This is a genomic window from Protofrankia sp. CiP1_Cm_nod1, from assembly GCF_920888515.1.
In the GTDB taxonomy this organism is placed as follows: domain Bacteria; phylum Actinomycetota; class Actinomycetes; order Frankiales; family Frankiaceae; genus Protofrankia.
Genome location: NZ_CAKKTM010000161.1, coordinates 1 through 13,618 on the forward strand (window position 1 = coordinate 1; position 13,618 = coordinate 13,618).

The window sequence follows — 13,618 nt, forward strand, 5'->3', positions numbered from 1 at the left end:
CCCGTTGCCCTGGCGTGGCAGCGCCATGGGCGGCGCCGTTCGGGGCAGGCCGCGGCCGCCGGCCCGCCACCAGGCGCCCTGGGCCCCCACGGCCGGCAGGCGGGCCACCCGGAAGCGTTCCGGCGTCCAGTGCTTCAGTTTCAGCGCGTGTTTCTCGACCGCGAGCCAACTGCCCGCGGCGAGCGCCACCGACCCCGCCGTGAACGCGGAGAAGTACACCACCGCGCCGTGCCGGTGCAGCCCGTACAACGCCAGCAGATGCTGCACCGGGGACGAATATATGTACAGCCCGTAGGAGAGGTCGTTGCGCGCACCGACCCGGTGCAGCGGCAGCCGGACGCCCAGCCACAGGCACAGGTAGGCCAGTGGCGGCCCCAGGACCAGGTGCGGTTCACGCAGGAACATCGAGCCTGTCACGGCGACGGCCGCCACCGCCGCGAGCCGCCCCGACAGCGGCACCCGGTCCCCGTAGAGGAACAGCAGCGACCCACAGAGGAACAGCGGGCCCAGCCGCAGCGCGCCCTCGGCGAGGGGGCTGCCCAGCACGGCGCCGGCGAAGCCCGGCGCGAGGTGGTGGACGACCACCGCGGACCACATGGCGACGGCCAGCCCGGCGACGGCCACCCGCCGCTGTCGCAGCACGCCGAGGACGCCGAGGACGGCCACCCCGAGGTAGCAGAGGAACTCCCACCACAACGACCAGAGCGCGCCGTTCCAGGAGGCTGTGCCCGCCCCGGCCGCCCCGGCCGCCCCGGCCGCCCCGGACACAGCGTCGCCGGCCGGAGTCCCCGAGACGTCGTAGAACCGCATGTGCAGCGTGCTGTTGTCGATGATGTACCGCAGCGGCCCGTGGGGCGCGCCCAGGAAACCGTCGAGCGAGCCGTGGGTGTGCAGCCATCCCAGCGGCGCGAAGAACCCGGCGACGACGACGAGGCAGACCCAGAACGCCGGGTAGATCCGCAGGAAGCGGTGCCACAGGAAACGGGCGGTGCCACGCACCCGCACGTTGCTGCGGGTCACCAGGAACCCGCTGATGACGAAGAACGAGTCGACGGCGAGCGCGCTCACCTCGTACTTCCCGAGCCGGAACAGACCGAATCCGCCCAGTGCCCAGCCATGGGCGATCATGACGAGGACGGCGAACACCAGGCGCAGGAAGTTCAGGCTGTTGTCGGGGCCGAAGGCGCTCTGGACCGTGGGTTTCCGCGGGCGGTGCGAGCGGGCCGCCGGGCGTGGGCGCGGGCCGGGTACGCCGCGACCGTTCATGATTCCTCCATCCGGCTGCCGGGGGAGACCCGGGCGTCGAGGGAAAGCGCTTCCGCGGGCCCGGGTGGACGCACCCGCCGCCGTGCCCGGCCGTGCCCGGCCCGCCGCCGTGCCCGGCCGTGCCTCACCTGCCGCGGCGTCCAGCTTTTCAGCCGCAGCGCCGGGCGTTCGATACAGAACCAGCTCAGTACCGCCGCGACGGCGGTCACGGACAGGCAGAGCGCGAAATAGGCCACGACGCCGTGCCGCTGCACCCCGTACACCGCCGCGAGCTGCTGGACGGGAAACGAGTAGATGTACAGGCCGTACGAGAAGTCGTGGCCCGCGCCGACCCGGTGCAGCGGCAGCCGGATGCCGAGCCAGATACACAGGTAGGCCAGCGGGAGATTCAGCAGTATGTGCGGATCGTCCAGGAACATCGAGACGGCCAGCACGGCCGCGCAGCCGGCGGCGAGCTTCCCGGAAAGCGGAATCCGGTCGGCGTACAGGTACAGCACACAGCCGGCGAGGAACATCAGGACGAACCGGCCGACACCGCCGGCGAAGACACCGCCGAGCGGCCCCGGAGTGTAGCCGGGCGCCAGTTCGCGCAGCACCACCACGGCCCACAGGCAGGCGGTGACCACCGCGACGAGCGCCCGCCGCCGCTGGATGACACCGAAAATCGCCAGGACGGCGATGCCGAGATAGCACAGGGCGTCCCAGTAGAGCGTCCACATGGAATGGTTCCAGCCGATCGGGATGCCCGAGCCCGGCGGTGGGAAAGGCACCGCGGACGGCGTGCCGGCGACGTCGTAGAAGCGCACCCTCAGCAGGGAGTTGGCGAGCACGTACTGGACCGCCCCGTGCGGCCCGGTGACCGGATAGCCGTCGAACGAGCCCCGCTCGTGCCGCCAGGCCAGCGGCGCGCAGAGAAACGCCACGACCAGCAGGCTCGCCCAGAAACCGGGCATGATACGCAGGGTGCGGTGCCACAGGAAACGGGCCGTGCCACCCACCCCGAGCCGGCTCCGGGTGATCAGGAAGCCGCTGACGACGAAGAACCCGTCCACCGCGACGCTGGCCGGGTCGTAGTCGCCGATCCGGACCAGACCGAACCCGCCGAGCGCCCAGGCGTGCACGACGACGACGGTGAGGGCGAACACCAGCCGGAGGAAATTGAGGCTGTTGTCCCGGCTGAATGCGGTGGCGATGGTCGCTGTTGTCGCTGTCCGGTGTGACACCGATTGTCTCCGATTGCCGCGGTCGTGGCCGGTGCCGTCGGGGAACCGGCTGGGAAATGCCGTCGGGGACCGTCCCGGAAAGTGCCGCCGGGGACCGGCCCGGGAAGTGCTGTCGGGGGACCGACTGGGAGTTATCGTAGCGATAATCGATTGATCTCAAGGTTTCCGACACGCCCGTCGATGCCGGCGGGGAATCCGTCCGGGCCCGTGTGACACTAAAATCGGAAACATGGACGCGAACGCTTCCAGCCGGGCCGGATGGCATCTTTCGGCTGTCTTCGTGGCGATCTTCCAAAGCTTCGCGCAGTGACTCGTTTTCACAGGTATTCCGGTGTATCAGGTTGACGAATGACAGGAAAGGGAAAAATGGATGCGCTCCGCCGGCCCCACCGGCCGTTCCGTTCGATTTCCGGGAAAGTCCGGGGGCGCCGGGTCCTGGATGCCCGCTGGGCCCCGGCGCTGCTCGACGCCACACCGCCGCGGTGGCGCCGGCAGGTGGCGTCACGGCTGCTGTCGCTCGATGCCCGCTACGCCGGCGCGAGTGGGCCGGCGGGCCAGGCCGGCGCTTCCTGGGAGGGGCTCGTGCGGGAGCTGCTGCTGCCCTCCCTCACCGCGGGCATGACCGTGCTGGAACTCGGCTGCGGCCCGGGCCACGCGGCCAGCCGGACCGTCCGTCACGTGGCCGCGGTCGCCGCCGTGGACACCTCGCGGGGCGCGCTCGCCTGCGCCCGCGCGGTCAGCCCCGGCCCGCGTGTCGAGTACCTGACGCCGGAGGAGTTCAACCGGGCGGGGCGGACGGTCGACTTCGCCTACTCCTTCACCCTCACCCGGGACCTGCCCGACGACCTGCTGCGCGGGGCGCTGGAAACCGTCCGCCGCGCGTTGCGGCCGGGCGGCGGCCTGCTCGTTCCCCTCGGCCCCGGCGGCCCGGCCGGTGCCGGTGCCGGTGCCGGTGCCGGTGCCGACCGGACACGCCTGACCGGCCTGGCGCTCGCCGCCGGTCTCGTCGACGTCGGGATCACCGCGGTCCGGCTGTCATCGGCGGGCCCGGGCAGCGCCTCCGGCCAGCCCCTCCTCGACGTCCTCACCGCGCGCCGGCATGCCCCGGCCGGCTCAGCCGGCTCAGCCGGCCCGGCTGGACGGGGCCCCGCCGGGCCGAGCCGGGACACGCCGGCCGAACCCACACCGACGCTGTAGCCGGGTTGGCCGTAGCCGGGTTGGCTGTAGCCAGGGTACGGCGCCCCGGCGCAGGTGGCCGCCACCGTGGGTCAGGCGGCAGGCCCCGCGCGCCAGCCCGCGTACCGGCCGCTGGCCACCGCCGTGCGCCGACCGCTCCTGTCCGGTCGGCGCACGGCGCAGGAGGCTCGGCCAGCCCGGCGGGGCCGCGCCGATCACTGTGCCGACGACAGGACGGTGGCTGTCGCGGTGGGTGTAATGGGCGTAATGGGCGCGGTATCCAGGGGGTAGACGGCTTCCTGCGGTGCCGCCGCGGGGGTGCCCAGCAGACGGATCATCTTCTCGTGCCAGGCCCGGTGCAGGCAGAACGCCAGCCCCTGCCAGCCGTCCCGCCAGCCGCTCCTGAACACGTACATGTAGACGAACGTCACCACCATCTTGCAGGGCAGCAGGGGGAGGACGACGTCGCGGGCGATGGCCCGCGACAGCGGCCTGCTGCTCGTCGCCCGGTCGGGGCCGAGCACCCGCCGGAGCTGCCGCAACGGTCCGCTCGACGTGCCGCGGCGGCGTGCCTCCAGCTCCGCGTAGGTGATGTGTTTGTGCAGCCAGCAGGCCAGGCCCTTGCTGTCCTGGTCGATGACGTCGTGTTCGAGGGGCAGGATCGTGCCGTTGACCGACGGGCGTTCGCTGAACTCCTCGGCGGTGGCGAACGAGGCGGACCGCCGGTCGAGCAGCCGGGCCTGCCAGCTGTTGGCGTACCACCCGCAGTGGGCTATCCAGCGGCCGAGGAAGAAGAACCGGCGCCGGTGGGTGTAGGCGGCGCAGTCCTCCCGGCCGAGCCGTTCGGCGATCTCCGCCGCGAGCGCGACGGGCACCCATTCGTCGGCGTCGAGGAAGTACACCCAGTCGTGCTGGACGCCGGGCTGGCGCATGGCCCATTCGCGCTGGCCGGCAAAGCCGCGCCAGGGCTGTTCCCACACGGTGGCGCCCAGCTCCCGGGCGATCTGCGGTGTCCCGTCGGTGGAGCCGGAGTCGACGACCACCACCTGGGCGCACCAGCCGGCCGAGCGGACCGCCCGGGCGATGTCCCGGCGTTCGTCCCGGGCCAGGATGATCGCGGTGACCGGCACGGACCCCGGTGGCGGCGTGAGCGCCGCGCCGGCTGTGGCGGGGGCCGCGTACGGCACCGGCGACCGGGACGGCCGCGCCGCGGGCCGGATCATGACGTCGCCTCCGTCGCGCCCAGCATCCAGTCGAAGTAACGGTCACGGTCGAACGGGTTGCCCGGCTCCGGTGGCACCCGGGTCTCCAGCGCCCGCCGGATCGCGTCGGCGATGTCGTCCGGATGCTCCTGGGTGAACGGTACGAGGGCGCCGCCGGCGACCTCCCGGTTGTGCGGCGTGTCATGGGCGACGACCGGCTGCGCCGCCAGCCGTGCCTCGGCCAGCGGGTAGCCGAACGACTCGATGCGGGTGGGGTAGATGGTCGCCCACGACCGCCGGCGGTACCGCGCCACCTCGGTGTGCGTGATCCGGCCGATGAAACGCAGATGGCGCGCGTCGCCGAGCCCTTCGGCACGCGCCTCCCACGGGGTCGCGGTGACCAGCACCTCGATCTCCGTCCGGTGGCCGCGCCGGACGATGTCCACCGCCTCGTCGACGGTCCGCAGGATGTCGCCCATCCGCTTCCACCGGGCGAAGAGCACCGGGCACAGGAAGACCTCGGGCCTGCGGCCGGTGACCGGTTCGGGTGCCATCGACAGCGGGTTCGGGCGTACCGAGATGCGCGACGACAGATCCGGGGCGGTCATGGCGACCCGCCGGGCCATGCCGGTGGTCGGCACCACGATCATGTCCGAGCGGCGGGCGGCCTGGCGCACCACCTGGGCCTGCCACGGGATCTCCCGGTCGACCCGGCCGCCGAGCTTCCTGATCTCCTCGGGATCCAGGAAGTGCTGCGGCTGGTGGAGCAGCAGCCAGCGCCGGGCCGGCGTCACCACGAACCCGACGTTGTTGAGGGAGACCACCCGGCGGTGCTTCCACGGCCGTTCGCGCTGGATCAGCCAGGCCGGGCTGACCGGCTGGTCCCGGCCGATGACGCGGACGTCCGGGCGACGGTTGTCCGCGAGATAGCTCTCGAGCTCGAGAAGCAGCCGCCGGGCGCCGCCCATCCGCGCGCCCGCGCAGTCGACGAGGACGGTGCCGGTGTTCTCAGTCTTCATGTTCTCTGGTTCTCATGTGTGTTCCCGGTTTTCTCGGGTGGGCCGGTACCCGGGTTCTCAGGCCGCTTTTTCCGGCGCGCCGAGCAGCCAGTTGAAATAGCGGTCCGGGTCGAACGGGTTGACCGGCTCCGGGACGAAGGTGGTGTTCAGGGCGCGGTGGATGGCCGCGGCGATTTCCGCCGGCTCCTCCCACTGGTACGGGACGAGGACGGGACCGGCGATGTCACGGTTGTGCGCGATGTTGCGCGCCACCACCGGCAGCGCGGCCAGCCGCGCCTCGGCCAGCGGATATCCGAACGACTCGATCCGCGTCGGGTAGATCAGCGCCCGGCACCGGTTCTGGTGGTGCGTCAGCTCCTGCGGTGTCAGCCGGCCGACGAAGTCCAGGTGGCCGGTGGGGCCGAGCCCGTCGGCGGTGGCCTCCTCGCGGGTGGCGGTGACGACGACCCGCAGGTCGGCGCCGGTTTCGGCGGCCAGCGTCGTGACCGCCTGGTCGACCAGGCGCAGTAACGTCGCCATGGCCTTCCACGGCGAGAACAGCACCGGGCACAGCAGCAGGTGCGGCTCGCGCGGCTGGGCGGGGGCGGCCTGCGGCATCGACAGCGGATGCGGGCGGACGGTCAGCCGGGACACCAGGTCCGGGACCGCGTCGAGAACCCGTTCGGCCATGCTGGCGGCCGGTACGACCACGAAGTCGGCGCGGCGGGCGGCCTGCCGGACGATCCTGGTCTGACGGGCCATGCGGGAGTCCAGCCGGGTGCCGATGAGCTCCAGTTCGGCCGGCCGGAGAAAGTGCAGCGGATTGCGCAGCAGCACGTAACGCGAGCCGGCGGTCGCCGCGAACCCGACGTTGTTCAGGGAGATCACCCGGGCGAACCGCCCCAGCCGTTCCCGCCGGGCGAGCCAGGTCGCGGTGATCGGCCGGTCGCGTCCGATCACCCGGACGTTGGGGCGCTCGACCCTGGCCAGATGCCCGTCGAGCTCGAGCAGGAAACGCAGCGCGCCGCCCATGCGGGCACCGGCGCAGTCGACGAGGACGGGTCCGTCGTCCGCCGGCGGCGGCGTCCCCGTGGTTCCGAATCCGGTTGTGACGTCCATGATCGCCCCACTTCTCTCCTCGGCCGGCCCGGAGAACTCCCGGCCCGGCAATCGGATGGCCCGGAAAACACCCGGTCCGGAAGGCCTCCGGTCCGGGAGCCGGCCGGTTGTGCGAACTGGCGGTTCCACGGGAACGGGAGGGTCCCGGAAACCCGCCGGCGGCGGCCGGGTGAGCCGGCCGGGCCGCTTCGGGTCATGTGCCGGGCACGTCGGCGCTCCCGGGTGCCCACCGCTGTTCCCGCGCTTCCCGCGTTTCCCGCGCCGGTGGCCGGGCCGGCTGGTAACGCTGGTCCACCGTCACCCCCTTGCCGCGGGCGCTCAGCAGCGTTTCCGGGGGGACGACGGTCACCGACACCCGCAGCCGGTCGCCCACCCGTTCCTGCAGGAGGCGGCGGGCCCGGGCCAGGTCGCCGGCCCCCGGCGGCCGGGCGGCGGCCACCCGCAGCTCCACCTCGCCGCGGCGCTCCTGACGGAACTGGAACCGGTCGAAGACGGCGAAGGCGCTGTCGTGGAAGTTCAGGGCCGCGGTGGAGATGGGCTCGTCGTCCGCCCCGTAGACCAGGGACTGGTCCCAGCGCCCGCGGACGTCGGTGAGCACCGGGAACGACGAGCCGCACACGCAGCGGGCGCCGTGCGGGCCGGCGGGCAGCAGGGTGCCGGCGTCCTCGGTGTCATAGCGCACCAGCGGCATGGCGGCGTTGGTCATCCCGGTGCCGACGATCCGTCCGTCGACGACCTCGGTGAGGCCGTAGGTGGGGGCGAGATGGTAGGCGCCGGGGCGGGCGGGGCACTCACCGGCGAACACCACCTTCTCGCTCTGCCCGTACCAGCGGACCACCGGTGCCGCGAAGACCTCCCGGAAGAGCGCCACCTGCCAGTCGAAGGCCCCTTCGCTGGCCAGCAGCACCGCGCGGACGCGGCTGAGCGCGCGGTGCGGCCCGGTCCGCGCCACCCAGTGGGCGAACGGCGTGACCGCCGACGGGTACCCCCAGATGGCCACCGGGCGGAAGTCGCCGAGCCGCTCCAGCAGATCGGCGAAGGTCCGGTCCGACAGGTGGAACGGGGAGACCAGGAAGTGGTTGTACGTCGGCTGGAACAGGACGGGCCGGCCGGCGAAGCCCGCGCCGAGGCTGCCGCCCCGGAAAGTGATCTTCGGGTCGGTCGGCCGCACCCCCGCCCGTCCCCACACGTGGGCGATGTGGGCCCACTCGGTGAAGAACGACGCGTAGGAGATCCGCAGGTCCAGCGGCTGCCCGCCGGTGCCGCCGGTGGTGACCCGCCGGGCGGGCACCCGAGGGCCGGTGAAGGAGCCGGCAAGGCCGCGGACGGTCTCCTTGCCCAGCACCGGAAGCCCGTCGAGCCGGCCCTCCAGGCAGGCCTGGAGATACTCCGGGCGTTCCCGGTAGTACGGCACCGACCGGCCCCAGCGCCGGTGGAACCGGGCCAGCCGGGACACCTGCCACTGGTGGACCTCGGCCGCGTCGGCCGCCTCCAGCCTGGCGAGCGTGCGCAGGTGGCCGCGCACCAGCGGGCTGGCGCAGGCGGCGTCGAACACGGCGGCGGCCGCCCGGGAGCCGAACACCGAGCCCGCCCGCGCCGGGACCGCCCGCGCGGCCGCCTTGGCGGCCGTCCGGGAACACGTCCATGCGGACGCCGGTGGGGACGCCGGTGGGACCGCCCGGGCCCGGGTCATCGGGCCACCGCCGGCGGTGGCCGATGTTCGACGTACCCCTGCCAGGCGAAGTGCGGCTCGGCCCGCAGGACCGTCTCGACCGGCAGTGAGCCGAGGCGTCCCTGCCACGGGCCGTGGTCGGAGATGATCTCGATGTCACGCCAGTCACCACGGGCGAGTGGCAGGGCGCGGCAGGTGAACGCCTGGCGGACCACGGGCACCCGGTCGGGGTCGAAGCCGAACAGGTACGTCGCGGCCGCGTCGACCGCGGCCGGCGTGGTCCCGCAGGCCAGTAACCGGGCGGGCAGCGGGTCGGGGTTCATCGGGCCGTTGCGCTGCCCGGCGATCACCCCGTCCACGATGACGATGTGCCGCCGGCCCGGGTCCGGGGTGTCGGCCACGGTGCCGTCCGGCCGGCCGTACTCCAGGATCTTGTTCAGGTCGAGGCACATGCGCCACACCGTGTCGTTGCCCCACCAGTTACCGCTGCGTACCACGGTGTCGCCGTCCCCGAACAGCTGGCTGCCGCGGTGGCGGGCCAGCCGCAGCATGCCGCCGCCCAGGCGGGGGGAGAGCATGGCCACCCGGCGCAGCCTGGTGGCCGCGGCCCGCTCGAGCGAGTGCCGGGAGCTGCGGCTGGGATGCTCGTCGCCGCCGGTGCCGGGCCGGCCCTCGGTGTGGTGCGGTAACCAGTTCTTGTCCGCGTTGATCCCGACCAGGTTCTTCAGGGCGAGGGTGATCCCGGCCTTCTTGTGGCTTTTCAGCTTGGGGAGGTTCACCACGAGGTCGGCCCGCAGGGCCGTGCCGGAGAGCAGGTACTCGTGCCGGCCGCCGCTGTGGTGGGAGTTCACCACCCGGCTGTCGTAGTCGGCCCCGTAGTAGCGGCCCGCGCCGCCGTGGCCGACGAACTCGCTGGCCGCGGCGAGGTCGAAGGCGATCGCGCCGCCGGGGTCGCCCGGCAGCCGGCGGCGGGCCACCACGACGTCGTCGACCGTGGTCCACTCCTCCTGGCGCAGGTCGACCAGGTCGAGGCGCAGCCCGCGTTCCCGGTAGAACCGGCGCAGCTCGTCCAGGCCGAGCAGGCTCACGATCGCCGTGAAGGACGAGTCGGTCTGCGGCGCGTCGGCGATCACCACCCGGCCGGCGCTCCCGACCGCGGCGAACGCGTAGTCGGCGACGGCGCGCACCACGGAGCCGTGGGTGAGCACGTACCGCCAGCCCTGCGGGTCCCGCGGGTGGCGCTCACGTACCAGGTTGGGCTTGAGCACGACCGTCCCGCCCGGGGGGACGAGGCCGGCCAGCGGGTTCCAGCGTGCGGTGTCCACGTTCGCCGCGTCCAGCCCGGCCAGTGCCAGGGCCCGGCGGACGCCGGCGTACACCGGGTTCGCCGCCGGGCCGAGGTGCCCGTGCGCGTACTCGGGATACGCGGTGTCCGGGGAGAAGGGGACGACGTCGGGATAGGACGCCGTCCGCGTCCGCGTGACCGCCACCCGGTACGGGGCGGTGATGTTCTCTGGCATTCCCGGCATGTCCGGCCTTATCGGTAGGAGTGCCTCGGCCGTGGGGGTGCCGCCACGGCCGAGGCGGTCGGGTGTCGCGCGTACCGGCCTGCGAGTGGATGGTCGGTAGATAGCGGACGGTGGTGCATCTAACCTCAGAGTAACGACTCTACTACGGAATGCGAGGACTGGATCGGGTGTGTCGTATCACCGGGAAGCCGCGCCCTGGTCGGGGTGTGGCGGCACTGCGCGCGTTCGGGGCTGGCGCGTCGGTGCTGCCGGTGTCGTCGGTTCCGCACCTTTCTCGAGCACAATGTGTGACATGATGAACTCCATACGTAATGATCGTCGCGCGCGGCGGGCCGGTCATGCGGGCCATACCGGCCAGGCCGGTGACGTTCTGCTACTTGCCCCGTCGCTGGGACTCGGCGGCGGCATCGAGCGCTACCTCGCCACGGTCGAACGGGCACTCGACGGGTCGGGCGCGCGGGTACGCAGGGTGGACCTGCTGGCCCCCGGCCGCCGCCCCACGCTTGCGGCAAAGGCCGACTTCGCCGCCCGCGCCGTGCTCGCCGCGCGGCGCCACGCGCCCATCCGCTGCCTGCTGGTGGGGCATCCCGGCCTCATCCCGGTGGCGGCGGCGGTCACGGCCGCGGCCCGGCCGTCGCGCTCGTTCGTCGCGTTCTACGGCACCGACATCTGGGGCACCCGGCCGCTGTCCCGGACACTGCTCACCAGGCTCTCCCGGGCCCGGCCGCTGACGATCAGCAGCTTCAGCGCGGGCGCCATGCTGTCGCTGGGCGTCCCCGCGGTGCTGCCGCCCGGCATCGACCCCGGCTGGCGGCAGACCCTGCTGCGCACCCCGCGGCCGGCCGCGGCGGACCGCGTCCCGGTGGTGCTCACCGTCTGCCGGCTGCCGGAGTGGCGCGGCAAGGGCGTGGCGGAGCTGGTCGAGGCGACCCGCCGGGCACGCGAGCGCGTCGGCGCGGTGCGCCTGGTCGTGGCGGGCCAGGGCCCGGCGCCCACCGAGCTCGTCGACCTGCTCGCCCGGGCGGACACCGAGCTGTACGTCTCGCCGCCCGACGCGCAGCTGGCGCGGCTCTACGGGGCCGCCGACCTGTTCGCGCTGTGCACCCGGACCAGGGTGCGCACACCCAGCAGCGGGGAGGGCTTCGGCATCGTGCTGGTCGAGGCGCAGCTCGCCGGCTGCCCGGTCGTCGCGCCGTTCTCCGGCGGCTCGTCCGACGCCTACGTCGCCGGGATGACCGGCTGGTCACCGGTGGACGAGTCCGCCCCGGCCCTGGCCGAGCTGCTGGGACAGGTGCTGTCGGACCGGGGCCGGCTGGCCGAGTCCGGCGGGCGGGCGCGCGAATGGGCACGGATGGTGACCGACCCGGAGGCCTACGCCGAGCAGACCCGCCGGATCCTCCTCGGCCGGGACGCGCCGGCCCCGGCCGAGGAGGCCCGTCCCGGCGTCCTGGCGGGCTGAGCGCTCCTCATGACGACGACACCGGGACGTCGCGGTGACGGCCGTGACGGCCTGGCGGTCGTTCAGTTCCGCGGGACGCTGCCGCCGCGCGTGGGGACGGGCTCACCGCTGCCCGCCGGGCGCGGCGGCCGCGGCGGGCGCGGCACGTTGCTCACCGCTGCCCGCCGGGCGCGGCGGGCGCGACATGTTGCTCATGGTCACGCTCGCCGCGTGCGGCGGCCAGGTCGGCGTCCACCATCATCGCGACCAGGGCGCGGAAGTCGACGGCCGGCCGCCAGCCCAGCAGGTCCCGCGCCCTGGACGCGTCCCCGACGAGCACGTCGACCTCGGCGGGCCGCAGGAAGCGCGGGTCCTGGACGACGTACGGGCCCCAGTCGGCTATGCCGACGTGGCCGAACGCGACGTCGAGCAGGTCGCGCACCGAATGCGTCTTCCCGGTGGCGATGACGTAGTCCTCGGGAGTGTCGCGCTGGAGCATCCGCCACATGGCGTCGACGTAGTCGCCGGCGAACCCCCAGTCCCGCCGCGCGTCGAGGTTGCCCAGCGCGATCTTCTCCTGCGCCCCGAGCGCGATCCGGGCGACCCCTCGGGTGATCTTCCTGGTCACGAACTCGGTGCCCCGGCGCGGGCTCTCGTGGTTGAACAGGATGCCGGACACGGCGTGGGCGCCGTACGACTCGCGGTAGTTGACGGTGATGTAGTGGCCGAAGGTCTTCGCGACCCCGTAGGGGGAGCGCGGGTGGAAGGCGGTGGTCTCCCGCTGCGGGGTCTCGCGCACCTTGCCGAACATCTCCGAGCTCGACGCCTGGTAGAAGCGGACGCGCGACATCTCGTCCGAGGTGGCTATCCGGATCGCCTCGAGCATCCGCAGGACGCCGATGCCGGTCGTCTCCCCGGTCAGCTCCGCCTGCCGCCAGGACAGGCCGACGAAGGAGATCGCGCCCAGGTTGTAGACCTCGTCGGGCTGGGCGGTCTCGACCGCGCCGATCAGGGACGGCAGGTCGGTCAGGTCGCCCTCCAGGAGACGGACCCCGGGCAGTATCTTCTCGACCACGGCGACCTTCGGGTTCGACTGGCCGCGGACCAGGCCGAACACCTCGTAGCCCTTGCTGAGCAGAAGCTCGCCCAGGTACAGCCCGTCCTGGCCGGTGATGCCGGTGATCAGAGCGTGTGGCATGCGGTGACACCCTCTTTCTGTTACTTCAAGTACGCGATATATTGCGCATAGTAGTGAACCCGCATCGTTCCATCGTCACCGCACGTAGGGGAACAGTATGATGTCCACCGAGATCTCCACCGATCTGCGATACCGCAACGCCGGCAACAAGATCCTTCTCGACCTGATCCGCCGGGAGCCCGGCCGGGCGCTCGACTGCGGCTGCGGGGCCGGTGACAACGCGCGGCTGCTGGCCGCACGCGGGTGGAGCGTCACCGGGATCACCAACGACCCGGCCGAACTGGCGGCGGCGGAGCAGGTGTGCGAGACCGTCCACCTGCACGACCTCACCAAGGGGCTGCCCTTCGCCGCGGACGGCTCCTACGACCTGGTGCTGCTCTCCCACGTCCTGGAGCACCTCGCCGACCCCGCCGGGCTGCTGGCGGAGGCCCGGCGGGTCGTCGCCGAGGACGGGCTGGTGGCGGTGGCCCTGCCCAACGTCCTGCACTACAGCCAGCGGGCCAAGTTCGTCCGCGGCCGGTTCGAATACACCCGGACCGGCGTGATGGACGCCACCCACCTGCGGTTCTTCACCTTCGACTCCGCCCTGCGAATGGTCCGTGACAGTGGTCTGGACGTGGTCACGACGCTGCCGGACGGCGGGCTGCCCTGGTGGCGGCTGCGCAACGTGCTGTCGTCGAGCGTGACCGGGCGGCTCGACCGGTGGGCGGCCCGGCGGCGGCCGAACCTGCTGTGCGCGCAGGCGGTGTTCCTGGCCCGGCCGCTGCCGAGCTGGGCGGCGTGAGCCGGCCGGGCGC

Annotated in this window: 11 protein-coding genes; 3 read left to right on the forward strand and 8 right to left on the reverse strand. The window is 73.0% G+C overall.

The window, feature by feature from the left end; genetic code table 11:
* Both NBX02_RS07850 and NBX02_RS07855 read right to left on the reverse strand, forming a co-directional pair.
* Positions 1-1,266 (reverse strand): acyltransferase family protein (locus NBX02_RS07850; protein ID WP_250290651.1); only part of this gene is annotated, 1,266 nt, incomplete at its 3' end.
* A complete protein-coding gene (locus tag NBX02_RS07855) occupies positions 1,263-2,489 on the reverse strand; it encodes an acyltransferase family protein (protein WP_250281191.1) in 1,227 nt (408 codons plus the stop codon). The genes NBX02_RS07850 and NBX02_RS07855, both read right to left, overlap by 4 nt.
* A gap of 366 nt (positions 2,490-2,855) precedes the next feature.
* Between NBX02_RS07855 and NBX02_RS07860 the strand changes: the two genes are divergently transcribed.
* Entirely contained in the window at positions 2,856-3,686 is an 831-nt protein-coding gene (locus tag NBX02_RS07860; RefSeq protein ID WP_250290652.1) for a class I SAM-dependent methyltransferase, read from the forward strand.
* Between the two features lie 194 nt (positions 3,687-3,880).
* Here NBX02_RS07860 and NBX02_RS07865 read toward each other — a convergent pair whose 3' ends face one another.
* The 5 genes from NBX02_RS07865 to NBX02_RS07885 form a co-directional block, all read right to left on the reverse strand.
* Positions 3,881-4,888 carry a glycosyltransferase family 2 protein gene (locus tag NBX02_RS07865; protein WP_250281195.1) on the reverse strand — a complete coding sequence of 336 codons (1,008 nt, stop codon included), beginning with the start codon at positions 4,886-4,888 and terminating at the stop codon, positions 3,881-3,883.
* A complete protein-coding gene (locus NBX02_RS07870; RefSeq protein WP_250290655.1) occupies positions 4,885-5,886 on the reverse strand; it encodes a glycosyltransferase in 1,002 nt (333 codons plus the stop codon). The genes NBX02_RS07865 and NBX02_RS07870 overlap by 4 nt, the downstream gene beginning before the upstream one ends.
* A 57-nt stretch (positions 5,887-5,943) precedes the next feature.
* The gene (locus tag NBX02_RS07875) at positions 5,944-6,984 is read right to left on the reverse strand and encodes a glycosyltransferase (RefSeq protein WP_250290657.1); all 1,041 of its coding nucleotides are present in this window, start codon (positions 6,982-6,984) and stop codon (positions 5,944-5,946) included.
* A 193-nt stretch (positions 6,985-7,177) separates the two neighbouring features.
* Positions 7,178-8,677 carry a phenylacetate--CoA ligase family protein gene (locus tag NBX02_RS07880; RefSeq protein ID WP_250281203.1) on the reverse strand — a complete coding sequence of 500 codons (1,500 nt, stop codon included), beginning with the start codon at positions 8,675-8,677 and terminating at the stop codon, positions 7,178-7,180.
* Complete coding sequence (locus NBX02_RS07885; protein ID WP_250281205.1) at positions 8,674-10,185, reverse strand: DUF362 domain-containing protein; 1,512 nt, start codon at positions 10,183-10,185, stop codon at positions 8,674-8,676. The genes NBX02_RS07880 and NBX02_RS07885 overlap by 4 nt, the downstream gene beginning before the upstream one ends.
* Positions 10,186-10,477: 292 nt before the next feature.
* Between NBX02_RS07885 and NBX02_RS07890 the strand changes: the two genes are divergently transcribed.
* Entirely contained in the window at positions 10,478-11,644 is a 1,167-nt protein-coding gene (locus tag NBX02_RS07890) for a glycosyltransferase family 4 protein (protein WP_250281206.1), read from the forward strand.
* A 151-nt stretch (positions 11,645-11,795) separates the two neighbouring features.
* Here NBX02_RS07890 and gmd read toward each other — a convergent pair whose 3' ends face one another.
* Complete coding sequence (gmd, locus tag NBX02_RS07895; RefSeq protein WP_250281208.1) at positions 11,796-12,821, reverse strand: GDP-mannose 4,6-dehydratase; 1,026 nt, start codon at positions 12,819-12,821, stop codon at positions 11,796-11,798.
* Between the two features lie 97 nt (positions 12,822-12,918).
* Here gmd and NBX02_RS07900 point away from each other — a divergent pair, with 97 nt between their 5' ends.
* Positions 12,919-13,605, forward strand: a complete 687-nt coding sequence (locus NBX02_RS07900; protein WP_250290658.1) for a class I SAM-dependent methyltransferase — start codon at positions 12,919-12,921, stop codon at positions 13,603-13,605.
* The last annotated feature ends 13 nt before the right edge of the window (positions 13,606-13,618 follow it).

Excerpts from the sequence above, each read along its gene's own strand:
- NBX02_RS07860 (WP_250290652.1), top strand. The coding sequence starts at position 2,856 with ATGGATGCGCTCCGCCGGCCCCACCGGCCGTTCCGTTCGATTTCCGGG.
- gmd (WP_250281208.1), bottom strand. The coding sequence starts at position 12,821 with ATGCCACACGCTCTGATCACCGGCATCACCGGCCAGGACGGGCTGTAC.
- NBX02_RS07885 (WP_250281205.1), bottom strand. The coding sequence starts at position 10,185 with ATGCCGGGAATGCCAGAGAACATCACCGCCCCGTACCGGGTGGCGGTC.
- NBX02_RS07880 (WP_250281203.1), bottom strand. The coding sequence starts at position 8,677 with ATGACCCGGGCCCGGGCGGTCCCACCGGCGTCCCCACCGGCGTCCGCA.
- NBX02_RS07890 (WP_250281206.1), top strand. The coding sequence starts at position 10,478 with ATGATGAACTCCATACGTAATGATCGTCGCGCGCGGCGGGCCGGTCAT.
- NBX02_RS07900 (WP_250290658.1), top strand. The coding sequence starts at position 12,919 with ATGATGTCCACCGAGATCTCCACCGATCTGCGATACCGCAACGCCGGC.
- NBX02_RS07875 (WP_250290657.1), bottom strand. The coding sequence starts at position 6,984 with ATGGACGTCACAACCGGATTCGGAACCACGGGGACGCCGCCGCCGGCG.
- NBX02_RS07870 (WP_250290655.1), bottom strand. The coding sequence starts at position 5,886 with ATGAAGACTGAGAACACCGGCACCGTCCTCGTCGACTGCGCGGGCGCG.
- NBX02_RS07865 (WP_250281195.1), bottom strand. The coding sequence starts at position 4,888 with ATGATCCGGCCCGCGGCGCGGCCGTCCCGGTCGCCGGTGCCGTACGCG.